The organism is Pseudomonas sp. FG36 (genome assembly GCF_057809275.1).
The window spans coordinates 52,138-74,203 of sequence record NZ_JBMDJQ010000018.1 but is presented as its reverse complement, the minus strand read 5'-3'; the positions used below and the strand labels follow the sequence as shown (position 1 = coordinate 74,203).

Below are 22,066 nucleotides of genomic sequence, written 5' to 3'. Positions count from 1 at the left end.
CTCAATGTCCAGGCTTGGCGATACGGATCCGCACATGATACAGATCGATGCCCTACCCGCTTTCAACGACAACTACATCTGGTTGTTACAGGATACTGCCAATCGCCGCTGCGCAGTGGTCGACCCCGGTGACGCCGGGCCGGTGCGCGCATGGCTGGAGCAGCACCCGGACTGGGCATTGGAGGCAATCCTCGTCACCCACCACCACCATGACCACGTCGGCGGCGTCGAAGCCCTGAAACAGGCCACCGGCGCCCAGGTGTACGGCCCGGCCAGCGAACATATCCCGGGCCGCGACATCGCCCTGGCAGACGGCGCCCGCATCGAGGTGCTGGGCCTGGCCTTCGAGGTCCTGGCCATGCCCGGCCACACCCTGGGCCACATCGCCTATTACACTGCGCAATCGCCCACACCGCTACTGTTCAGTGGCGACACCCTGTTCGCCGCCGGCTGCGGCCGCCTGTTCGAAGGCACGCCCGAGCAGATGCACCATTCGCTGCAACGCCTGGCGGCGCTGCCCGCCGCGACCGAAGTGTACTGCGCCCACGAATACACCCTGAGCAACCTGCGCTTCGCCCTTGCCGTGGAACCCGACAACGAACACGTTCGCCAACGGTTCGAGGACGTTACCCGGTTGCGCGCCGACAATCGCATCACCTTGCCCTCCAACATTGGCCTGGAGCGCCTGACCAACCCGTTTTTGCGCACCGCTGAAACATTCGTTAAACAAAAAGCAGACGAATGGAAGGGACATTCCAACCCCAGCCAAGCCACTGTTTTTGCTGCCTTGAGGTCTTGGAAGGACGTGTTCTGATAACCTCAAGATATATCGCATCATAGGCCCGATGGTTGACCCGGCGGGGAGCGGTTTCTAGAATCGCCCAACTTTTTCGCCCGGATAACCGTCCCAGCCGATGTCTTCCCGTAGCCGCAGAACCTCTCATTCGGTCGCCCTGACGCGACTGGCCCAGATCAGTGCACTGGCGCTGGCCGCCACCCTGGTCGGCTGCCAGAGCACCCGTCAGCTCGACGAAGCCGACAGCGTTCGCGCGCACAATTACCAGGCGCGGATCAAGCACAAGCCGGCGCCGCTGGTGGTCAAGCCCAAGGAGCAGGCACCGCCGCAGGACGTCTGGGAGCGCATGCGCCAGGGCTTCGCCCTGCAGGACGGCATGGACGTCAACCCGCGCATCGAACAGCAGCGCCTGTGGTTCGCCAGCAACCCGTCGTTCCTCGAGAACGCCGGCGAGCGCGGCAGCCTCTACCTGCACTACATCGTCGAGCGCCTCGAAGAACGCGACATGCCGCTGGAGCTGGCCCTGCTGCCGGCCATCGAGAGCGCCTACAACCCGATGGCCTACTCCCGCGCGCACGCCGCCGGCATGTGGCAGTTCATCCCGTCCACCGGGCGCCACTTCAACCTGCGCCAGACCAACTTCTACGATGGCCGTCGCGACGTCACCGCCTCGACCAACGCCGCGCTGGACTACCTGAACCGCCTGCACGACATGTTCAACGGCGACTGGCTGCTGGCCCTGGCGGCCTACAACGCCGGTGAAGGCACGGTCAGCCGCGCCATCGAGCGCAACGAGCGCCTGGGCCTGCCGACCGACTACTGGAACCTGCCGCTGCCGCAGGAAACCCGTGACTACGTGCCCAAGCTGCTGGCCCTGTCGCAGGTGGTCAACACCCCGGCTGCCTACGGGGTCAACCTGAACCCGATCGCCAACGAGCCGTACTTCGAAGCCGTCGCCATCAACGACCGCCTCGACCTGTCCCGCGTGGCTGCCTTCGCCGACATCGACGAAGACGAACTGATCCAGCTCAACCCCGCCTTCAAGAAGCGCATGACCGTGGACGGCCCGCAGCAACTGCTGGTGCCGACCGCCAAGGCGCAACTGCTCAGCGACCGCATGTCCAACCTCAAGCCCGAGGAACTGGTCAGCCTGCAACCGAACAAGGCCGTGTTCCAGGCCGCCCTGGCCGAGGCCAAGGCGCCTGCGGCGCGCAGCTACCGGGTCAAGCGTGGCGACAACCTGGGCAGCATCGCCAAGGCCAACCGGGTGTCGGTCAAGCAGCTGCAAAGCTGGAACCGCATCCGTGGCAACAACCTCAAGGTCGGCCAGGTCCTGGCCCTGCGTGGCGGCAGCGCGCCGAGCGCGGCGGCCAACCGCGTGGCCGACTCCAAGCAGCGCTCCACCCAGTACAAGGTGCGCAAGGGCGACTCGTACTACCTGGTGGCCAAGCGCTTCAACGTCGAGATGAAGCACCTCAAGCGCTGGAACCCACGCACCGGGCATGCGCTCAAGCCAGGCCAGACCCTGACCGTCTACCTGGCGCGCTGATACCTCGCTCGCGGGGCCAGCCCTCCTCCCACGCCAGTCACGATCGGCGTGGGAGCGGGCTGGCCCCGCAGTGCTTTGAAGGCTGAAGCAAAGCCCAGCGCCCTACCCTTTTTCCATTCAAGACAAGCTGTTACTGTACCCCGAACCAAGCCCAACGCCCTCTGGATCGGATGCCGACTTGATACGTCCCCTCCTGCTGTCACTCAGCCTGGCCTTGAGCTTCCCCGCCGTCGCGATGGTGAGCGAAAGCCACGGATACGCGCAGTTCGGCACGCTCAAGTACCCGGCCAGCTTCACCCACTTCGACTGGGTCAACCCGCAAGCCCCCAAAGGCGGCACGTTGCGGGCCATGGCCTTCGGCACCTTCGACACGCTCAACCCCTACACCTTCAAGGGCTCGAGCCCGGTCACCACGCCCAACTTCCTGCAGTACGGCATCAACGAGCTCAACGAGCCGCTGATGGTCGGTACCGGCATGTACGACCCGTCCGGCGACGAACCCACCTCCAGCTACGGCCTGATCGCCCGCTCGGTCGAATACAGCGAGGACCGCAGCTGGGTGGTGTTCAACCTGCGCCCCGAAGCGCGCTTCCACGATGGCGTGCCGATCACCGCGCAGGACGTGGCGTTTTCCTACCGCACCCTGCTCAAGGACGGCCACCCGATCTACCGCACCAACCTGCAGGAAGTGGCCCGGGTCGATATCCTCGGCCCGCTGCGCATCCGCTTCGTGTTCAAGCGCGCCGGCAACCCGCTGCTGATCCTGCGCCTGGGCGAGATGCCGGTGCTGCCCAAGCACTACTGGGCCAAGCGCGACTTCAAGGCCACCACCTTCGAGCCGCCGCTGGGCAGTGGCCCCTACCGCATCAGCGAAGTGCAACCCGGTCGCCGGCTGGTGTTCGAACGGGTGAAGGACTACTGGGGCAAGGACCTGGCGGTTAACCGCGGCAAGTACAACTTCAAGCGCGTCGAATACGAGTTCTACCGCGACGCCACCGTGGCCTTCGAGGCGTTCAAGGCCGGTGAATTCGACATCTACATCGAGCACCAGGCGAAGAACTGGGCCAACGGCTACAACTTCCCCGCCGTGCGCCGTGGCGAGGTGATCAAGGCGCAGATCCCGCACAAGATCCCCACCCAGACCCAAGGCCTGTTCATGAACAGCCGCCGCGCTGCGTTCAGCGACCCTCGGGTGCGCCAGGCGCTGGGCCTGATGCTCGACTTCGAGTGGACCAACCGCGCCCTGTTCAGCAGCGCCTACCGCCGCTCGACCAGCTACTACCCCAACAGCGACTTCACCGCCAGCGGCCTGCCCACCGGCAAGGAATGGCTGCTGCTCAAGCCGTTCCGCGACCAGCTGCCGGACAAGCTGTTCACCGAGCCCTACCAGGTCAGCCACACCGACGGCAGCGGCATCAGCCGCCCCGCCCTGCGCCAGGCCGTGGCCCTGTTCGCCCAGGCCGGCTGGAAGCTCAACGGCCAGCGCCTGGTGGACAGCAAAGGCCAACCGTTCAGGCTGGAACTGCTGCTGGTGAACCCCAACCTCGAACGCATCCTGCAACCTTATGTCGAAAATCTGGCCAGCATCGGCATCGATGCGCGCTTGCGCACCGTGGACCGCGCCCAGTACAAACAACGGCTCGACCAGTTCGATTTCGACATGATCCTGATGACTCTGAACCAGACCCTGAGCCCGGGCCTCGAGCAGTGGCTGTATTTCCACTCGAGCCAGGCCGCCACCAAGGGCAGCAAGAACTATGCTGGCGTGAAGGACCCGGTGGTCGACCACCTGCTCGACACCTTGCTCGCCGCCCGCAGCCGCGATGACCAGATCGCCGCCGCGCGCGCCCTGGACCGCGTGCTCTCATGGCAGTACTACATGATCCCCAACTGGTACCTCGACAATCACCGCCTGGCCTACCGCAACCGGTTCGCCTTCGTCACCACGCCGCCCTACACCCTCGGGCTGAACAGCTGGTGGATCAAGAAGACTTCGGAGAAAGCCAAATGACGCCGACCCTGCGCCGCCTGGCCGCCAGCCTGCTGCTGGCCTGCCTCACGCTCCCGGCCGTGGCCGCCCCGCAACACGCCCTGACCCTGTACGACGAGGCACCGAAATACCCGGCCACCTTCAAGCACTTCGAGTACGTCAATCCCGACGCACCGAAGGGCGGCACCTTCCGCCAGTCCAGCTTCGGCGGCTTCGACAGCCTCAACCCGTTCATCAACAAGGGCGTGCCCGCCGACAACGTCGGCGCCATCTACGACACCCTGATGCGCCAGAGCCTGGACGAACCCTTCACCGAGTACGGCCTGGTGGCCGGCAAGATCGAAAAGGCCCCCGACAACAGCTGGGTGCGCTTCTACCTGCGCCCCGAGGCACGCTTCCACGACGGCCACCCGATGCGCGCCGAGGACGTGGTATTCACCTTCAACGCCCTGATCAAGGATGGCGCGCCGCTGTACCGCCAGTACTACGCCGACGTCGCCGAAGTAGTCGCCGAAGCGCCGCTCAAGGTGCTGTTCAAGTTCAAGCACAACAACAACCGCGAGCTGCCGCTGATCCTCGGCCAGCTGCCGGTGCTGCCCAAGCACTGGTACCAAGGCCGCGACTTCGACCGCGGCAACCTGGAGATCCCGCTCGGCAGCGGCCCGTACAAGGTCGCCGAGGTAAAGGCCGGCCGCTCGATCCGTTACGAGCGGGTCAAGGACTACTGGGCCAAGGACCTGCCGATCAACCGCGGCTTCTACAATTTCGACGTGATGACCTTCGACTCCTACCGCGACAACACAGTCGCCCTCGAAGCGCTCAAGGCCGGCCAGTTCGACTACGGCCTGGAGGTGAGCGCAAAGAACTGGGCCACCGCCTACGACGTGCCTGCCGTGCGCGACGGTCGGCTGATCAAGGAAGAACTGCCCAACGGCACCCCGGTGGGCATGCAGGGCTTCATCTTCAACCTGCGCAAGCCGATGTTCCAGGACATCCGCGTGCGCCACGCCATCAGCCTGCTGCTGGACTTCGAGTGGACCAACAAGCAGCTGTTCAATGGCGCCTACACCCGCACCGGCAGCTACTTCGAGAACTCCGAAATGGCCGCCAGCGGCCTGCCCAGCCCCGCCGAGTTGAAGATCCTCGAGCCGCTGCGCGGCAAGGTGCCGGACGAGGTGTTCAACGGCGCCTTCCACAACCCGGTCACCGACGGCAGCGGCATGATCCGCGACCAGCAGCGCCAGGCGTACAAGCTGCTGCAGGAGGCCGGCTGGAAGGTCGTCGACGACAAGATGGTCGATAAAGACGGCAAGCCGATGACCATCGAGTTTCTCCTGGCCCAGACCCAGTTCGAGCGCGTGCTGCTGCCGTTCAAGCGCAACCTTGCGGACCTCGGCATCAACCTCGAGATCCGCCGCGTGGACGTGTCGCAGTACATCACCCGCCTGCGCTCGCGTGACTACGACATGATCGTCGGCGGCTTCGCGCAATCCAACTCGCCCGGCAACGAGCAACGCGAGTACTGGAACAGCGCCGCCGCCGACAACCCCGGCAGCCGCAACTTCATCGGCCTGCGCGACCCTGGCATCGACCAGCTGGTGGAGCAGTTGATCAACGCCGACTCCCGGCAGAGCCTTATCGAACACTGCCGCGCCCTGGACCGCGTGCTGCAATGGGGTTACTACGTGATCCCCAACTGGCATATCAAGACCTGGCGCGTGGCCTACTGGAACCATATCGGCCACCCCGCCGTATCGCCCAAGTACGACATCGGCATCGACACCTGGTGGATCAAGCCCGACGTCACGCCCGTGGTAAGCGAAGCCGCCACACCGGATGAGGCCAACTGACATGCTGGCTTATATCCTGCGGCGCCTGCTGCTGATCATCCCCACCCTGTTCGGCATCCTCATCATCAACTTCATCATCGTCCAGGCCGCCCCCGGCGGCCCGGTGGAACAGATGATCGCCAAGCTCGAAGGCTTCGAAGGCGCCACCAGCCGCATCGCCGGCGGCGGCGCCGAAGTCTCGGTGGCCGGCTCCAACTACCGTGGCGCGCAAGGGTTGGACCCGGCGCTGATCGCCGAGATCGAGCGCATGTACGGCTTCGACAAGTCAGCCCCCGAGCGGCTGTGGATCATGGTCAAGAACTACGCCCAGCTGGACTTCGGCAACAGCTTCTTCCGCGACGCCAAGGTCATCGACCTGATCGCCGAGAAGATGCCCGTGTCCATCTCGCTGGGGCTGTGGAGCACGCTGATCATGTACCTGGTGTCGATCCCGCTGGGGATCGCCAAGGCCGTGCGCCACGGCAGCCACTTCGACGTGTGGACCAGCTCGGCGATCATCGTCGGCTACGCCATCCCGGCGTTCCTGTTCGCCATCCTGCTGATCGTGCTGTTCGCCGGCGGCAGCTACTTCGACTGGTTCCCGTTGCGCGGGCTGACCTCCAACAACTTCGACGAGCTGAGCCCCACCGGCAAGGTGCTCGACTACTTCTGGCACCTGGTGCTGCCCATCACCGCGCTGGTGATCGGCAACTTCGCCACCATGACCCTGCTGACCAAGAACAGCTTCCTCGACGAGATCAACAAGCAGTACGTGGTCACCGCCAAGGCCAAGGGCCTGAGCCGCACCCGCGTGCTCTACGGCCATGTATTCCGCAACGCCATGCTGCTGGTGATCGCCGGCTTCCCCTCGGCGTTCATCGGCATCTTCTTCACCGGCTCCCTGCTGATCGAGGTGATCTTCAGCCTCGACGGCCTGGGCCTGATGAGTTTCGAAGCGGCGATCAACCGCGACTACCCGGTGGTGTTCGGCACCTTGTTCATCTTCACCCTGCTCGGTCTTGTGGTGAAGCTGATTGGCGACCTCACCTACACCCTGGTCGATCCGCGCATCGACTTCGCCAGCCGGGAGCACTGACATGGCCCTCTCCCCCCTCAATCGCCGGCGCTTCGAGCGCTTCAAGGCCAACCGCCGCGGCTGGTGGTCGCTGTGGATCTTCCTGGTGCTGTTCGTGCTCAGCCTGGGCGCCGAGTTCATCGCCAACGACAAGCCCATCGCCGTGCGCTACGACGGCGAATGGTACTTCCCGGCCTTCAAGCGCTACCCGGAGACCACCTTCGGCGGCGAGTTCCCGCTGGAGGCCAACTACAAGAGCCCGTACATCCGCGAGTTGCTGGCCAAGAAAGACGCCTTCGTGCTGTGGGCGCCGATCCCCTACAGCTACCAGAGCATCAACTACGACCTGAAAGTGCCCGCCCCCGCGCCGCCCTCCACCGACAACCTGCTGGGCACCGACGACCAGGGCCGCGATGTGCTGGCCCGGGTGATCTACGGCTTCCGCATCTCGGTACTGTTCGCCCTGACGCTGACCATCGCCAGCTCGATCGTCGGCGTGATCGCCGGTGCCCTGCAGGGCTTCTACGGCGGCTGGGTCGACCTGGCCGGCCAGCGCTTCTTGGAGATCTGGTCCGGCCTGCCGGTGCTGTACCTGCTGATCATCCTCGCCAGTTTCGTGCAGCCCAACTTCTGGTGGTTGCTGGGCATCATGCTGTTGTTCTCGTGGATGAGCCTGGTGGACGTGGTGCGCGCCGAGTTCCTGCGCGGGCGCAACCTGGAATACGTGCGCGCCGCCCGCGCCCTGGGCATGCGCAACGGCCCCATCATGTACCGGCATATCCTGCCCAACGCGATGATCTCGACCATGACCTTCATGCCGTTCATCCTCACTGGCGCCATCGGCACCCTCACCGCCCTGGACTTCCTCGGCTTCGGCCTGCCCGCCGGTTCCCCCTCGCTGGGCGAGCTGGTGGCCCAGGGCAAGTCCAACCTGCAAGCCCCGTGGCTGGGCATCAGCGCCTTCGCCGTGCTGGCGGTGATGCTGAGCCTGCTGGTATTCATCGGCGAATCCGCCCGCGACGCCTTCGACCCGAGGAAATGACATGAGCCAAGACACCCTGATCGAAGTCCGCGACCTGGCGGTGGAGTTCGTCACTGGCGAGCAGGTCAACCGCGTGGTCGACGGCATCAGCTTCGACATCCGCAAGGGTGAGACCCTGGCCCTGGTCGGCGAAAGCGGCTCGGGCAAGTCGGTGACCGCCCACTCGATCCTGCGCCTGCTGCCCTACCCCCTGGCGCGGCACCCGAGCGGCAGCATCCAGTACGACGGCAAGGACCTGCTGCACCTGGGCGAGAAGCCCATGCAGCGGATTCGCGGCAACCGCATCGCGATGATCTTCCAGGAGCCGATGACCTCGCTGAACCCGCTGCACAGCATCGAGAAGCAGATCAACGAGATCCTCTTGCTGCACAAGGGCCTCACCGGCAAGGCCGCCACGGCGCGCACCCTGGAGCTGCTGGAGCTGGTCGGCATTCCCGAGCCGCACAAGCGCCTGAAAGCCCTGCCCCACGAGCTGTCCGGTGGCCAGCGCCAGCGGGTGATGATCGCCATGGCCCTGGCCAACGAGCCCGAACTGCTGATCGCCGACGAGCCCACCACGGCGCTCGACGTGACCGTGCAGTTGAAGATCCTCGACCTGCTCAAGTCGCTGCAGGCGCGCCTCGGCATGGCCCTGCTGCTGATCAGCCACGACCTCAACCTGGTACGCCGCATCGCCCACCGCGTGTGCGTGATGCAGTGCGGCAAGATCGTCGAGCAGGCCGATTGCGCCACGCTGTTCAGCAAGCCGCAGCATCCGTATACGCAGATGCTGATCAATGCCGAGCCCAGCGGAGCGCCGGCTGCGAATGCCGAAGGCGCGCCATTGCTGGAGGTGAAGGACTTGAAGGTGTGGTTCCCGATCAAGAAGGGGCTGCTGCGCCGCACCGTGGACCATGTGAAAGCCGTGGACGGGGTGAACTTCAGCCTGCCCCAGGGACAGACACTGGGCATCGTTGGCGAGAGTGGCTCGGGCAAGTCCACCTTGGGGCTGGCCATCTTGCGGTTGATTTCCAGCCAGGGTGGGATTCGCTTCCATGGGCAGAATCTTGAGGGGCTGAACCAGAAGGAAGTGCGGCCGCTGCGGCGGGAGATGCAAGTGGTGTTCCAGGACCCCTTTGGCAGCTTGAGCCCGCGCATGTGCGTGGCGGATATCGTTGGCGAGGGGCTACGGATTCACAAGATCGGCACGCCGGCTGAGCAGGAAGCGGCGATTATTGCGGCGTTGGAGGAAGTGGGGCTGGATCCGCGGACACGGCATCGGTATCCCCATGAGTTTTCCGGCGGACAGCGGCAGCGGATTGCGATTGCTCGGGCGTTGGTGTTGAAGCCGGCGTTGATTCTGCTGGATGAGCCGACCTCGGCGCTGGATCGGACGGTGCAACGGCAGGTGGTTGAGTTGCTGCGGAATTTGCAGGTTAAGTACAACCTGACGTACCTGTTTATCAGTCATGACCTGGCGGTGGTCAAGGCGTTGAGTCATCAGTTGATGGTGATCAAGCATGGGCAGGTGGTGGAACAGGGGGATGCGGGGGCCATTTTCCACGAGCCGCAGCATGGGTATACGAGGCAGTTGTTGGAGGCGGCGTTTTTGTGATCTATTGATGCGCTGTAGCAATATAGAGAGCCACTTCAATAGAAACAAATACAATCCGACTTACAGCTACACCATAGCAATTCTAACGTCATCACAGGGAAGAATATGATTGGGATTTCAATTTATGCAGGACTACTCTGCGCAACCATAGCAGTATTCATAAATAAAAAATGGTACAAACTTAACGATTCCCCCCTTCCGCACCAAGGAATGTTCTGGGCTGCAATTGCAGTCCCATTTGCCTCATTTCTAATATTCGGATTTTATGCATGGCGCGATTACCAGCCAGAGCTAACCGCAGAAGGATTCAATACCTTCATATCAATCAGCAAGTTACCTATCGGATTGATCTCACTTTCCATACCTTTCGTAGCGATCATCGCCAGCATTCACCGCTCCATTCAAACCAAGTCACAAATCTTATCTACGCTCTCGCAAATAGCAATATCAGAAAAAAAGAATCTCCTAGATGAATACTATGCGCGCGAGAAAAACCTGACCGATAAATGCGCTTTTATCGAGAAAAAGGTCGGCACACTAAAAATTCGGCAGAAAGAAAACTTGTCCGAACACAAAATCTCCATCTCTGCGCCTTACAAATTATTCAGAACTATATACAAAGAAGCTTCACCTAGCAAAATATCAACGTACGAGGCATCTGAAGCTCTTTACCATCAGATAATTGCAGAGGCCGCGAGCATTGAAGAGAATATAAAACTCCATATGGAAACACTTAAGGACGAAACACCTCCCGACAAAGACGGCGAATTAATTAGGCTTGCCTTTATATCAAAATCCTTATGCAGGACTCTGGACCTCTTGCATATTGACATTCCTTCCGTGCCTTACTTCTATATAAAAGGCAGCAATTCTGCAATACAAATTTGCGTCACCTCGGAGGCCGACCTAAAGTCTTGGCTAAGGAAGTATCTACTGCTAACCGGAGCATTTATCGATTCAATTTGGCCGGAAAAAGAATGCCACCTACCGAACACAAGAAAATATATATTTATTGGCGCAAATCTTTTTATATGCTTCAAAGACGGGCATTATGTTTCAGACTACGAATCCACCACATGGGAAGGCACTGTTAATATATTTTCCCTTACCGCACTAGCAACCCAAGAAAACAGCATAAGTATAACCGAGCGCGATCCAACCATATAGGCACCTCACGCCCTACAGATTCCTAAGACTGCATCGGCGCATTTCAGCCCGAAGAACACAGAACTCCAAAAATCAGATCATTCTCATTTCTTGTAGTCCATTTCCCAAATATCCTCTCAACGCTTTTTTTTCGTTGCGACCGCTCTGGTATCACCCTAGTCTCGATGAGTCGCTGAAATCAGCGATCGACTTTGACAGGTCGCAACGGTATTAAGCATACGGCTAGCCCTCAATGGTAGCTGTACGTGCGGGCACGCTTGCGTGCGCCGGAACTTTGCTTATTCCGCCGGTCTGTCAACCCACGTACAGCTGCCACCCTTCTGTTTGACAGCAGAAAGGTGGCAGTCCCCAGAAGGAATAAGAAGATGCTAAAGATCGTCCCCGATCCACCCCACAACCACCACTCTCTCGAAGACACCATCATCCAGGCCACGGAGTACGCCCTGTGCGCGCAGACCGTGGCGCATCAGGCTGTTCTGCTGCATCCCAAGTCGCCCGTGTCGATTCTGGTCATGGCCGCGATGCATGAAATGGAGGCGCTGCGGGTGCTGCTCGAATCGGCGTTGATTCAGGTGCAGATGCCGCAGGTGGAGCCTCGGACACTGCACTAGGCCGTTAGCCATGGGTTGCCTGGGCTGGCCTCATCGCCGGCAAGCGGGCTCCCACAGGGGATCGGCGTGGCTGCGCGGCAGATGCTGTGTAGCTGATAGCGGATCTAACCGCGAGAGCTCGCCCAGGCACCGATCATTTCAGGGAGATTGAGCAATGAGCACAGACGACACCACGCCCCACACCACGGTGGGCAAGACTCGGTTCTACCAAGGTGAGGGGCATACCGATCCGCTGTTCTGCATCGAACCCGGCATCCCTTGCCAGCACGCACGGGAACAGGCTTCGGAGTTGATGGGCTGCGTGTGCGACCTGACCATCACCGGGATCATGGAGGAGAAACCTCAGCTGATCTGGGCATCGTATTACCTGAGCGCGCTGGCCAAGGCGCTGATGGATGATGCGGAGCTGGGGATGAAGCACTGACTTCACAGGTGCACGGGGCCGCTTTGCGGCCCTTTCGTAATACAAGACCGCTCGACACGGGTTAGGCTTTGGGGACATCAGTTCGGGTTACGTCCATGGAATGCCATATCCGCCGCGCTAAGCGCGATGACGCACAAGCCATCAGCCGCATCGTGATCGCGGCACTTCGCGAATCCAACTCGCAGGATTACCCGGCAGAGGTGATCGCCCAGGTAGAACAGAGTTTTTCACCTACGGCGGTCAGTGCCTTGCTCGATAGCCGGTTGGTGTTCGTGGCGGTCAAGCAGAACGATCTGCTGGGGACGGCAAGTCTCGATGGTGAGGTGGTCAGGACAGTGTTTGTAGCGCCGGTCCATCATGGAGCAGGTATCGGCAGGTAGCTGATGAAGGCTATCCACACAGCGGCGATCAGGGCTGGCGTCAGCGCATTGCGCGTTCCTTCATCCATCACAGCCCAAGGCTTCTACGCGCGACTGGGGTATCGGAAACTTCGTGATGAATTCCATGGTGCAGAACGCACCATCGTCATGGAAAAGTCCACGCTGACCATTTCGGAAGCGGCACACGCGCTAAACGTTTCTTGCGAGTATCTGGCGAAGCTGATGGATGAGGGGGCAATCCCTCATACCTGCGCCGAAAGTGAGCAGCGTATCGCGTTCCCCGACCTGATTGCCTATAAGGTCAGGCACGACAAGATCACACGGGCCGCGATGGATGAACTGGCAGATCAGGCTCAGGCCTTGAAAATGGGTTACGACAGCCAGACCTGACATTGGCATCGTCAGGCGTTTCCTGTATTACGACGGCTCAGCACCTCGTTTCAAGGACGCCCCATGCACCATCGCCTCACCGCCCTCTGCCACCAAGCCAGCTGCTCGCGCAGCGCCTGTGCCTGGCTGGCCATCGATGATGTACCCATCGAGGTCTGGCTGGCCAAGCACCTGGACCAACCTGACTTGGAACGCAGCGGCCTGTCCTTGATGTGGTTGCTGGACGAGGAAGAAGACGCCCTGGCCAACCGGCGCATTATCCCCGCCGCAGACGGCACCTCCACCCTGGTACCGCTGCTGGTGTGCAGCGACGACATGGACTTCGACTGCTTCGCACTGATGACCGAACAGGTGATCGACGGCGATACCGTGTACTGGCGGCGGTTCGGGCACAGCGCCACGGGTGGGCTGGAAGTGGGTGCTTCCACGCACTGGTATCCAGACAGCAAACCGGTGAGTTTTACCCTGAGCGACTTCAACCATGCGCTGAGCGAGCACCGTCGGCTGATCAAAGCGTGTGTCGGCCTGTAGCCGCTGGTTCCTTGGCGCGACCACCGAAACATGCTGCCCGCCCTCTGTGAACACCCTCTGATCACCTACTCCCAGTTACCCACCGGTCACGACAGCAGGACGGGGACCCATGAACGCCACGCCTATACCGCCCCCTGTAATTTTTGTCAGTTTCCTCAAGCGCTCGAAAACACTAGCGTGGTGTTTGCAATACGACCAGCTCGCGAGCGTTTGTTGCGCTCAGGCAAGGTATCGCGACGGGTCATAGCCCCCAGCTACGACAAGGAGCGACAACGCCGCCTGAGCGCAAAAAAAGCGCCGCGAGGTAGGGTCATTGATTTGTGAAACACCCACTAGCAGCTCGTAAGCGCTACTCAGTTCGGAGCTGAACATGGAAACAATCTACCTGTCCCCGTGCGACCACCAGCATTCGATCTTGAGGGACAATGATTCCACACGAAGTTATGCCCCGTACGGTACATTGCGCTCGATTGACAACCAGCGGCTGGCGTTTTGCGGTCAATGCCATGAACCACGGACGGGCGGCTATCTGCTGGGTAACGGTCACCGCCATTACAGCACCAGCTTGCTACGGTTCACCTCGCCCGATACCTTGAGCCCATTCGGAGCGGGTGGCATCAACCCTTATGCATACTGTAATGGGGATCCCATCAACTACATTGATCGGAATGGTAAATCCAAGGGCAAGCCTGTGGTACGAAGCAGCGGAGTGAACGGGCAGGGTGTTTACCAACAAACCGAAACACCCACGGTCTACTCCGGTTCCTTTCAGATAAGTGCGATGAACATCCCGCTTATCGCTTTCTGGATGGGATTACTTACCTACGACATAACCATGGCCAAAAGAATGCGACAGAGCGGTAACGCGACTACCCGTGAAATTCGCTCCTATATATTTTCCGGATTCACCGCTGCATTAAACGTCGGATGGGAAGCCTGGAAGGGAGCGACCGGAACAACCCTGTACGACCCCAGCAGATTTGACAGACATCAGATGCTGACGGATTGGCCTCTTTGGACGATTGATATTGTTCTTAAATTTTCAGTCCTTATAACGAACTCCTATGCAGCTCGCCAGCTAATCAACAATAAGAACAGAACGAAAGCAGCACGTCTAGCAGATACCGGAAATGACATTGAACTTCAGCAGTTGACTAGCGAAGTTCGAGGAAATAATAATGTAATTCCCATTCCTGAGGGGCCAGAGAATTAACTGACGAAGATCCCGTTGCTCGTGGGAACAACGCATATCCAGCGCGGCGTGTTCAAGCAGTAGCTGGCCATGTCGTGGCCAGTTAAGGACGCAGGAAGATATCAGCAGTGATTTTATCCGAAATCACTCCATGGCAAGAATTATTGGCCTGGAATATTTCAATGTAACTCCACGGCTGAGCACAGCCTCATGACGAGCAACGTCGCCAGCCCGATCAGACACATCACACCCACGCCATAGCTCAGCGTCCGCCAGGGCTGAAGCCTCGCTAGGTAGGTCACCGTGTGCAGCACCCTGGCCACGGTGAACACGCCACTCAGCCATGCGGTACTGGCTGCAGGCGCGTCGAGCGCAATCGCAAGCCCGGCCAACGCAATGAACATCGGGATGTTCTCCAGGTCATTGCGCCAAGCCTGCATGGCCCGTGTCACCTCCACCAGCTCCGCAGGATGCGCTGCGCGCTTGAACACCGCCGCATCCTCCACATTGGTGAAGGCCAGGAAACGCAGGCGGAAGTAACCCTGGTAACAAGAAATCGCCAGCATCTTGATGAACAACACCACCACGCAGGAGGCATAGACCGACAGGGCGACACTCATTGCCCGTGCCTCGGCATGCGACCCTTGACCACGATGTACAGCAGCGGCCCCATGCAGACGAACACCAGCGTCAGCAGCAGATAGGGCATGACGCCAAGCAACGAGCCGCCGCGCTTGCGGTGGTCACTGACCATCCACACGCAGCCCAGCCCGGCCATCACGTACAGGTCGATAACCACCTGCGCGGTGTCCGGCCGGGACATCAGTTCCAGGCCAAAGGCAATCAACGATTGCTCCGCAATCATCATGGTCCAGCCGGTGTACAGTGCAAACAGCAGCAACAGCGGCAGCGCGATCCATTCAGCTCTCATAGTCGAATTCCATACCTGTCGATCTGGCGGGCGAAGTTGGCCTCACGGTAGTGATACAGTCGCCTGCGCCGCAATGACCTCACAGGTCATGGACGCTTCAGCCAAGGACAGCCAGAGTCGCAGCATGAGCCCTCTTCCCTTCCACACCCCGCACCCACCCACCGCCACCGACGCGGGCGCGCATCTGCGCCGCCTGCGGCGCCAGGCCGGGCTCAGCCAACTCGACCTGGCGTTGCTCGCCGGTGTTTCGCAACGCCACCTGAGCTGCGTGGAAACCGGCCGCGCCAAGGCCAGCACAAGTACCCTGCATGCTTTGCTCAGCGTGCTGCAGGTACCGCTCGATCAGTGCAACGAAGTGTTCCTCGCGGCTGGCTATGCACCGCGCTACATGGCCTCTGCAGCGGACGCCCCGGCCATGAAGATGGTGCACGACGCCGTGGAGCACATCCTGCAGGCCAACAACCCCGCACCGGCCATCGTCATCGCCAGCAACTGGGACATCACGGCGGCCAATGCCAGTGCCGGGCTGTTGTTCGCAATGGCCGGCGTAGCCACCAGCAGCACCTCGGGCCTCAACCTGCTGGACACCCTGCTGCGCCCGGGCGGGCTAGGGGATCATCTGGTCAATGCCGACGAGATACGGGCGATCGCCTGGCAGCGGGCGGCCAGGGAGGCGGTGAGCAATCCTGACCTGGCGAGACTGCTGCAAGACTTGCCCGTGCCACCCGCATGGGCGGCAGATACGCCTGTGTCTCCATTGGTGCTGACCCGGGTGCGCGCTGCCGAGGGTGAGCTGCGCTTCCTGTCCACCTTCACCACCTTCGGCATGCCGCAGGACATCACGGTGGCGTCGCTGCGTATCGAGCACCTGGTGCCCGCCGACAGCGAGACATGGCAAGCCATGACGGCGGCCTATCAAGCGTGGCAAAACTGAAGCTGAGCAGCCAAGGCATGCGCTGGTCGTTCCCTGTAGAATCCGCCGCCAACTGCCGACCGGCATATCCAGGCATCGCTTCATGGAGGAACGCCATTGTCACTCAAGCTCCCAACCCTGCTGTTCTGCCTGACGCTTTGCAGCACGGCACAGGCCGCCCCCAGCGTCGAGGCCGAGGCTGACTATCAACGGGCAGTTCGCATGGCCGAAGCCAATGCGCAACAGGCGAGTCGATTGGTAGAGCAGGAACAACTTGGCCAGCTGGACAAACCCGCCATGGCGCAGGCCCTGCACGCTTTCGCACAAGAACACGACGCCATGGAACACGAGTTGCGCAAGGCCAGCGATGGCGGTCATGCCGTCGCGAGCTATCTGCTGGCCAACCTGGAGTCCCACTTCAAGTTGCTGATGCCAGGCCAACGTGAGCAAAAGCAGGCGCAGGCCTGCGCGCTGTACCAAACGGCGGCCGACCAGGGCCTGCTGGCTGCGGCGGTGGCGATGTTGCGCGAGTGCCAGACCGCAATGTTGCGCTTTGCCGTCGATGACCCGGAGCTTCAACGCCTGCGCGCACAACTGCTCAAGGCCTTGGAGCGGCCCGACCCCTATGCCGATTACTATCCGTTGCCAACGTCGCAATCGTTGTGCTTCAAAGGCCTGGATAAACCCACGTTAGATCCGCAACGACCGCTCGGCGCAGTGGCGCAAGCGTTCACTCCCGTCTCGTTGGAGCTGCAGCAGTACCGCGCAGACGCCTACTACTCACTGATAGTCATGGGCGACGTGGATGAAGCCACGGCGCAGGCCCACTTCAAGCAAGTGCAGGCATTGACCAAGGACTGCCTCGACCCGATGAACCTCAGTGCCGAATTCCGAGACAACGGCACCCACTGAATCCTTCATGCAAGCCGCCGCAGCAAGTGGGCATTCGACGATCAAGGCGGCACACCTGGCTTCAAGCCTGTGCCGCCTGCCCCGCCACCGCCCCGCCCTCCAGCACCATCCCCTCGCGCATCCGCTGCGCATCCCGGCTGAAACACCGCGAAGCCGCCAGCAGGAACACCATGGTCAGCATCAGCACCACGGGTATCAGGTACATCGCGTCATGCAGCCCCTGTGCCTTGAACGCCTCGTTCATCAGGCCCTCACCCGCCGCCGTCATAGCCGCCACGGCGAAGTGGTCGGACAGCCCGCCGACCACCACCGGCCCCAGCCCGCCGCCCAGCAGGTACAGCCCGGCGAAAAACAGTGCCATGGCCGTGGCCCGCAAGCGCGGTTGCACCACGTCCTGGATGGCGGTGTACACGCAGGTATAGAAGTTGTACGAGAACAGCCAGCCAATGCCGAAGACCGCCACGAACACGCCCAGCTCGATGCGCCCGGCATGCAGTGCCCACGCGGTGCACAAGCTGGCCACCAGCATGCTCAGCGCGGCAAACACCAGGCGGCCGTTGGCGAAGCGCTGGTGCACCTTGTCGGCCACCCAGCCGCCGAGGGTCAGGCCCACCAGGCCGCTGAGGCCGACGATCAGCCCGGTGGCCACTGCGGCGTCATGCAACGACAATGCGAAGTAACGCTGCAGCATCGGCACCATGAACGAGTTGCAGGCGTAGGTGGAGAAATTGAAAGTCAGCCCTGCCAGCACCAGCCAGGCGAAGGTGGGCACGCTCAGCACCCGACGCAGCGGGCGGTCCAGCGGGGTCTGGGCGATGGCCACGGTCTCCGCCGCACCGCGCGCGGGTTCGCGGATCATGAAAATGAACAGCGCCAGCAGCACGCCGGGCACGGCGGCAATGAAGAACGGTGCGCGCCAGGTACCGAAGGCCTCGACCATCGCGCCGATTGTAAAGAACGCTAGCAACAGGCCCAACGGCAGGCCGAGCATGAAGATGCCCATCGCCCTTGCCCGCCGCCCGGCGGGAAACAGGTCGCCGATCAGCGAGTTGGCGGCGGGCGCATAGCTGGCCTCGCCGATGCCCACGCCCATGCGCACCAGCAGGAAGCTCCAGAAACTGCCGACCATGCCGTTGACCGCCGTCAGCCCGCTCCAGGCCAGCAAGCCCCAGCCCATGAGCTTGCTGCGTGAACCCGTGTCGGCGATACGTGCCAGCGGCAGGCCGGCGATGGCGTAGACCAGGGTGAAGGCGGTGCCGATGATGCCGATCTGGAAGTCGCTCAGGTGCCACTCCAGACGGATCGGCTCGATGACGATGGCCGGGATGGTGCGGTCGAAGAAGTTGAACAGGTTGGCCAGGAACAGCAGGAACAGGATGCGCCAGGCGTTGGACGCTTGTGGGGCGGTGGGCATAGTCGGGTCCCTCGTTATTGTTGTTCGGGGCTTCCAGCACGCCTTGTGCAATCTAGAGGCGGATGCAGTGACCGTCTGCCAACATTGATCGCGCTTATAGCGGTTGATGGGTTTTGCCAGGGAGGGCTGCCAGTGCACTCGGGCCTGCACGAACTTCATCCCTGCCAAGGTACGGGAGTGCTAACGTAAGCGGCCATGCCGCCGGCCTGGGCGTGCAGCGTCGTGGCCGCCCTCGATACCCCATTCTGAAATTGGTAGTTCCCATGCCCGTTGCTGATTCATCCCTGATCATCTGGTCGGTCGCGGCCCTGGCCACCGCCCTGATCATCGTTCGCCCCGGTCGTATGCCGGAATACGTCTGGGCGCTGGGCGCCGCCATGCTGCTGACGGCCTGCGGGCTGATCCCGTGGCGCATGGCATTGTCGGCGGTGGCCAAAGGTGGCGATGTGTACCTGTTCCTGGTCGGCATGATGGTGCTGGCCGAACTGGCGCGCCAGGAGGGGTTGTTCGACTGGCTGGCCAGGTACGCGGTGCAGCACGCCAAGGGCTCCGGGCAGCGCCTGTTCGACCTGGTGTTCCTGGTCGGTACATGGGTTACGGTGTTCCTGTCCAACGACGCCACCGCCGTGGTGCTGACGCCGGCTGTGTACGCGGCATGCAAGGCGGCCAAGGCCGAGCCGCTGCCCTACCTGTTCATCTGCGCCTTCATCGCCAATGCCGCCAGCTTCGTGCTGCCCATCTCCAACCCGGCCAACCTGGTGGTCTTCGGCAGCCAGATGCCACCGCTGCTGGAGTGGCTGCGCCAGTTCAGCCTGCCGTCGCTGGCAGCCATCGCCGCGACCTACCTGATGCTGCGCCTGACCATGCGCAAGCGCATCCGCCAACCGCTGGCCGTGGCCATCGAGATGCGCCCCTTGTCGGCCGGCGCCCGGCTTTGCGCGCTGGGCCTGATGTTCACCGGTGCCCTGCTGTTGACGGTATCGGCACTGGACGTGCCGCTGGGGCTGCCGACCTTTTGCGCAGGCATGGCCACGGTCGGGCTGATCCACCTGCGCCAGCGGCGCAGCCCGGCGCCGTTGCTGCGCCATGTGGCCTGGGGCGTGCTGCCGCTGGTGGCGGGCCTGTTCGTGCTGGTGGAGGCGGTGGCCCATACCGGCGTGATCGAACGGCTCGCGCATAGGCTGGCGACCCTGGCGCAGCAATCGCCGGACACGGCGAGCTGGGCCGCGGGCGTGATCGCCGCGGTGGCCGGCAACCTGATGAACAACCTGCCCACCGGCCTGATCGCCGGCTCCATCGGCCAACTGGTCGAGCTGCCCCGGCAGACCACCGCCGCCTTGCTTATCGGCGTCGACCTGGGGCCGAACCTGTCGATCACCGGTTCCCTGGCCACGCTGCTGTGGCTGGTGGCGATCCGCCGCGAGGGCGAGCATGTCGGCGCGCTGAGTTTCTTGCGCCTGGGCGTGCTGGTAATGCCCCCGGCACTGGTGGCGGCACTGTTGCTGCTGGCGGTCTGAGCCCGGCCTTCAGAACACCACCGAACGCCGCTGCTCGGCCGTCGCCACCACCCTGCCGCGCTTGAGCACCATCAGCCGCGCTGGCAGGTCGAGGATCACGTCGCCGACACGGTGGGTATCCATCAGCACCAGGTCCGCGTCGTTGCCCACCGCCAGGCCATGGCTGTGCAACCCCAGGGCCTTGGCCGGGTTGCTGGTGAGCATCGGCAACACCGTGGCCTGGTCGTCCGCCCCGCCCAGGTGGCAGGCGGGGATGGCCAGCTGCGCGATGTGCAGCAGGTCGCCGGTGCCGTAGGGGGTGAAGGCATTGCGGATGTTGTTGGTGGCCAGGCATACGTTCACCCCGCCATCGCGCAACGCTCGCACCGGGGTCAAGGTGCGCCGCACATTGTGGCTGTCGCCACGGGCGCCCAGGTGCAGGTCGGTGGCGGGCAGGCACATCACGCTGATGCCGGCTTCGCGCAGCAGGGCGATGATGCGCGACTGGCGCTCTGGCTCGACGGCCGCCAGGCTGGTCAGGTGGCCGACGCTGACGCGCCCTTGGTAGCCTGCGGCGAGGGTCCGCCGGGCCACGTATTCGATGGTCATGTGCTCGGCGTCGTCGGCGAAGTCCTGGTGCAGGTCGATGTCCTTGCCATAGCGCTGGGCCAGGTCGAAGACGAAATCGATGTGCTCCAGGGGCGAGACGTCGTTGTAGGGAATGCCGCCGACCACATCGGCGCCCTTCTCCATGGCCTCGACCATCATCTCCTTCATGCCGGGCAGTTTCAGGATGCCTTCCTGGGGAAACGCCACTACCTGGATATCGATGACATCACGCAAGGTTTCGCGCAGCTCCAGGACCACGTCCAGGCCGGTGAAACCCTGGGCCGGGTCGAACTCCGCGTGGGCACGCACATGGGTGGTGCCGGCCTGCACCAGGGCGCGCAACACCTGCACAGAGCGCTCGCGAATGTCGTCGCGGGTCAGGGTGGGCTTGAGCGCCGCAGTGACGGCGATCGCTTCCTTCAAGGTGCCGGAGCGGTTGGCCCTGCGCTGCATGACATTGGCTTTTTCCAGGTGCAGGTGAGCTTCGACGAAGCCGGGGACCAGGACATTGCCGTTGCCCTGGATTTCCTGGTTTGCCGTTGCCGTGATCGTCTGGGCGATATCAGTGATCTTGCCGTCGTGCACGGCCACATCCATCAAGGGTTTTGCATCGTCGATGCGGACATTTCTGAAGATCAGGTCCATGCCGTCGCTCCTGTAGGGGATCAATAGCCTGCGTGGAAATGGCCCGGGCGTCGTGCGACGCCCGAGCCATTACCCTAGGGGCGAATCAGAACGGTTTGGTCGGCAGGTACTTGCCATCCAGGGTGATCACCGCGCGGGAGCCACCTTCCGGATCGTCTACCTTCTTCACGTCGAGCTTGAAGTTGATGGCGCTGATGATGCCGTCGCCGAACTTCTCGTGGACCAGTGCCTTGAGGGTGGTGCCGTACACCTGCAGCATCTCGTAGAAGCGGTAGATGGTCGGGTCGGTCGGCACGCCGCCTTGGATGCTGCCGCGCAGTGGCACGGTCTGCAGCAGGGCGATGCCGTCGGCGTCCAGGCCGAGCTTGTCACCCACCACCTGGGCAGCGCTGGCCGGCAGCGGGTGCTGGCCCAGCAGCGCGGCAGTGACGAAGGCTTCGGACAGGCCGGTGCCGTCGGTGATCTGGGCGAACGACAGGTCCTTGCGGGCCTTGGCCAGGAGGATGACTTCGCTCAGGGCAAGGCGGGCGTTCTGGCTGATTTGCGACTGGATCATGGTGTGTCTCCTTGGGTTTG

General features: G+C 62.2%; 20 protein-coding genes and 1 pseudogene. 16 read left to right on the top strand and 5 right to left on the bottom strand.

Going from position 1 to position 22,066, the window contains the following annotated elements:
- Positions 1–34 precede the first annotated feature (34 nt).
- The 13 genes and pseudogenes from gloB to ACODS9_RS15690 all read left to right on the top strand — a co-directional run bounded on the left by gloB (position 35) and on the right by ACODS9_RS15690 (position 14,591).
- On the top strand, positions 35–814 hold the full coding sequence (gene gloB, locus ACODS9_RS15750) for a hydroxyacylglutathione hydrolase (RefSeq protein ID WP_489094249.1): 780 nt from the start codon (positions 35–37) through the stop codon (positions 812–814).
- A 100-nt stretch (positions 815–914) separates the two neighbouring features.
- Positions 915–2,345 (top strand): lytic transglycosylase domain-containing protein, encoded by a 1,431-nt coding sequence (locus tag ACODS9_RS15745; protein ID WP_046854819.1) that lies wholly within the window; start codon positions 915–917, stop codon positions 2,343–2,345.
- A gap of 178 nt (positions 2,346–2,523) precedes the next feature.
- A complete protein-coding gene (locus ACODS9_RS15740) occupies positions 2,524–4,356 on the top strand; it encodes an extracellular solute-binding protein (protein ID WP_489094248.1) in 1,833 nt (610 codons plus the stop codon).
- Positions 4,353–6,185 carry an extracellular solute-binding protein gene (locus ACODS9_RS15735; protein ID WP_489094247.1) on the top strand — a complete coding sequence of 611 codons (1,833 nt, stop codon included), beginning with the start codon at positions 4,353–4,355 and terminating at the stop codon, positions 6,183–6,185. Before ACODS9_RS15740 ends, ACODS9_RS15735 begins: the two co-directional genes overlap by 4 nt.
- A 1-nt stretch (position 6,186) precedes the next feature.
- On the top strand, positions 6,187–7,260 hold the full coding sequence (locus tag ACODS9_RS15730) for a microcin C ABC transporter permease YejB (RefSeq protein WP_489094246.1): 1,074 nt from the start codon (positions 6,187–6,189) through the stop codon (positions 7,258–7,260).
- A 1-nt stretch (position 7,261) separates the two neighbouring features.
- Positions 7,262–8,281, top strand: a complete 1,020-nt coding sequence (locus tag ACODS9_RS15725) for an ABC transporter permease (protein ID WP_046854816.1) — start codon at positions 7,262–7,264, stop codon at positions 8,279–8,281.
- Between the two features lies 1 nt (position 8,282).
- Complete coding sequence (locus ACODS9_RS15720; protein WP_489094245.1) at positions 8,283–9,875, top strand: ABC transporter ATP-binding protein; 1,593 nt, start codon at positions 8,283–8,285, stop codon at positions 9,873–9,875.
- A 105-nt stretch (positions 9,876–9,980) separates the two neighbouring features.
- Positions 9,981–11,042 carry a hypothetical protein gene (locus ACODS9_RS15715; protein ID WP_489094244.1) on the top strand — a complete coding sequence of 354 codons (1,062 nt, stop codon included), beginning with the start codon at positions 9,981–9,983 and terminating at the stop codon, positions 11,040–11,042.
- Positions 11,043–11,407: 365 nt separating this feature from the next.
- On the top strand, positions 11,408–11,653 hold the full coding sequence (locus ACODS9_RS15710) for a hypothetical protein (RefSeq protein ID WP_011534689.1): 246 nt from the start codon (positions 11,408–11,410) through the stop codon (positions 11,651–11,653).
- A 154-nt stretch (positions 11,654–11,807) separates the two neighbouring features.
- Positions 11,808–12,077: a DUF3077 domain-containing protein gene (locus ACODS9_RS15705; protein ID WP_046854813.1), complete on the top strand. Its 270-nt coding sequence runs from the start codon at positions 11,808–11,810 to the stop codon at positions 12,075–12,077.
- A 95-nt stretch (positions 12,078–12,172) separates the two neighbouring features.
- Positions 12,173–12,613 (top strand): annotated as a pseudogene (locus tag ACODS9_RS15700) (GNAT family N-acetyltransferase); the annotation flags it as partial.
- A 297-nt stretch (positions 12,614–12,910) separates the two neighbouring features.
- Positions 12,911–13,378: a hypothetical protein gene (locus tag ACODS9_RS15695; RefSeq protein ID WP_489094243.1), complete on the top strand. Its 468-nt coding sequence runs from the start codon at positions 12,911–12,913 to the stop codon at positions 13,376–13,378.
- Between the two features lie 370 nt (positions 13,379–13,748).
- A complete protein-coding gene (locus ACODS9_RS15690) occupies positions 13,749–14,591 on the top strand; it encodes an RHS repeat-associated core domain-containing protein (RefSeq protein ID WP_489094242.1) in 843 nt (280 codons plus the stop codon).
- Between the two features lie 158 nt (positions 14,592–14,749).
- Here the strand turns inward: ACODS9_RS15690 and ACODS9_RS15685 are convergent, their stop codons facing one another.
- Together ACODS9_RS15685 and ACODS9_RS15680 are read right to left on the bottom strand one after the other, a co-directional pair.
- The gene (locus ACODS9_RS15685; protein ID WP_401111099.1) at positions 14,750–15,190 is read right to left on the bottom strand and encodes an MAPEG family protein; all 441 of its coding nucleotides are present in this window, start codon (positions 15,188–15,190) and stop codon (positions 14,750–14,752) included.
- Complete coding sequence (locus ACODS9_RS15680) at positions 15,187–15,501, bottom strand: DUF2834 domain-containing protein (protein WP_401111096.1); 315 nt, start codon at positions 15,499–15,501, stop codon at positions 15,187–15,189. Before ACODS9_RS15680 ends, ACODS9_RS15685 begins: the two co-directional genes overlap by 4 nt.
- Positions 15,502–15,625: 124 nt before the next feature.
- On the opposite strand from ACODS9_RS15680, the gene ACODS9_RS15675 reads away from it, so the two are divergent.
- A complete protein-coding gene (locus tag ACODS9_RS15675; RefSeq protein ID WP_401111093.1) occupies positions 15,626–16,435 on the top strand; it encodes a helix-turn-helix domain-containing protein in 810 nt (269 codons plus the stop codon).
- Positions 16,436–16,531: 96 nt separating this feature from the next.
- Positions 16,532–17,326 carry a hypothetical protein gene (locus ACODS9_RS15670; RefSeq protein WP_156177517.1) on the top strand — a complete coding sequence of 265 codons (795 nt, stop codon included), beginning with the start codon at positions 16,532–16,534 and terminating at the stop codon, positions 17,324–17,326.
- 61 nt (positions 17,327–17,387) lie between these two features.
- On the opposite strand, the gene ACODS9_RS15665 is transcribed toward ACODS9_RS15670, so the two are convergent.
- Entirely contained in the window at positions 17,388–18,740 is a 1,353-nt protein-coding gene (locus ACODS9_RS15665) for a spinster family MFS transporter (protein ID WP_489094241.1), read from the bottom strand.
- 263 nt (positions 18,741–19,003) lie between these two features.
- Between ACODS9_RS15665 and ACODS9_RS15660 the strand changes: the two genes are divergently transcribed.
- Complete coding sequence (locus ACODS9_RS15660; protein WP_489094240.1) at positions 19,004–20,257, top strand: arsenic transporter; 1,254 nt, start codon at positions 19,004–19,006, stop codon at positions 20,255–20,257.
- Positions 20,258–20,266: 9 nt separating this feature from the next.
- Here ACODS9_RS15660 and ACODS9_RS15655 read toward each other — a convergent pair whose 3' ends face one another.
- Together ACODS9_RS15655 and cynS are read right to left on the bottom strand one after the other, a co-directional pair.
- Positions 20,267–21,490, bottom strand: coding sequence for an amidohydrolase family protein (locus ACODS9_RS15655; RefSeq protein WP_489094239.1), 1,224 nt, complete (start codon positions 21,488–21,490; stop codon positions 20,267–20,269).
- An 85-nt stretch (positions 21,491–21,575) separates the two neighbouring features.
- Entirely contained in the window at positions 21,576–22,046 is a 471-nt protein-coding gene (cynS, locus tag ACODS9_RS15650) for a cyanase (protein WP_038706489.1), read from the bottom strand.
- Positions 22,047–22,066 lie beyond the last annotated feature (20 nt).

Coding starts and splice junctions, on each gene's coding strand:
- ACODS9_RS15675 (WP_401111093.1), top strand. CDS start 15,626: ATGAGCCCTCTTCCCTTCCACACCCCGCACCCACCCACCGCCACCGAC.
- ACODS9_RS15695 (WP_489094243.1), top strand. CDS start 12,911: ATGCACCATCGCCTCACCGCCCTCTGCCACCAAGCCAGCTGCTCGCGC.
- ACODS9_RS15655 (WP_489094239.1), bottom strand. CDS start 21,490: ATGGACCTGATCTTCAGAAATGTCCGCATCGACGATGCAAAACCCTTG.
- ACODS9_RS15705 (WP_046854813.1), top strand. CDS start 11,808: ATGAGCACAGACGACACCACGCCCCACACCACGGTGGGCAAGACTCGG.
- ACODS9_RS15660 (WP_489094240.1), top strand. CDS start 19,004: ATGCCCGTTGCTGATTCATCCCTGATCATCTGGTCGGTCGCGGCCCTG.
- ACODS9_RS15715 (WP_489094244.1), top strand. CDS start 9,981: ATGATTGGGATTTCAATTTATGCAGGACTACTCTGCGCAACCATAGCA.
- ACODS9_RS15665 (WP_489094241.1), bottom strand. CDS start 18,740: ATGCCCACCGCCCCACAAGCGTCCAACGCCTGGCGCATCCTGTTCCTG.
- ACODS9_RS15680 (WP_401111096.1), bottom strand. CDS start 15,501: ATGAGAGCTGAATGGATCGCGCTGCCGCTGTTGCTGCTGTTTGCACTG.
- ACODS9_RS15720 (WP_489094245.1), top strand. CDS start 8,283: ATGAGCCAAGACACCCTGATCGAAGTCCGCGACCTGGCGGTGGAGTTC.
- ACODS9_RS15710 (WP_011534689.1), top strand. CDS start 11,408: ATGCTAAAGATCGTCCCCGATCCACCCCACAACCACCACTCTCTCGAA.
- ACODS9_RS15690 (WP_489094242.1), top strand. CDS start 13,749: ATGGAAACAATCTACCTGTCCCCGTGCGACCACCAGCATTCGATCTTG.
- cynS (WP_038706489.1), bottom strand. CDS start 22,046: ATGATCCAGTCGCAAATCAGCCAGAACGCCCGCCTTGCCCTGAGCGAA.
- ACODS9_RS15725 (WP_046854816.1), top strand. CDS start 7,262: ATGGCCCTCTCCCCCCTCAATCGCCGGCGCTTCGAGCGCTTCAAGGCC.
- ACODS9_RS15730 (WP_489094246.1), top strand. CDS start 6,187: ATGCTGGCTTATATCCTGCGGCGCCTGCTGCTGATCATCCCCACCCTG.
- ACODS9_RS15745 (WP_046854819.1), top strand. CDS start 915: ATGTCTTCCCGTAGCCGCAGAACCTCTCATTCGGTCGCCCTGACGCGA.
- ACODS9_RS15735 (WP_489094247.1), top strand. CDS start 4,353: ATGACGCCGACCCTGCGCCGCCTGGCCGCCAGCCTGCTGCTGGCCTGC.
- gloB (WP_489094249.1), top strand. CDS start 35: ATGATACAGATCGATGCCCTACCCGCTTTCAACGACAACTACATCTGG.
- ACODS9_RS15685 (WP_401111099.1), bottom strand. CDS start 15,190: ATGAGTGTCGCCCTGTCGGTCTATGCCTCCTGCGTGGTGGTGTTGTTC.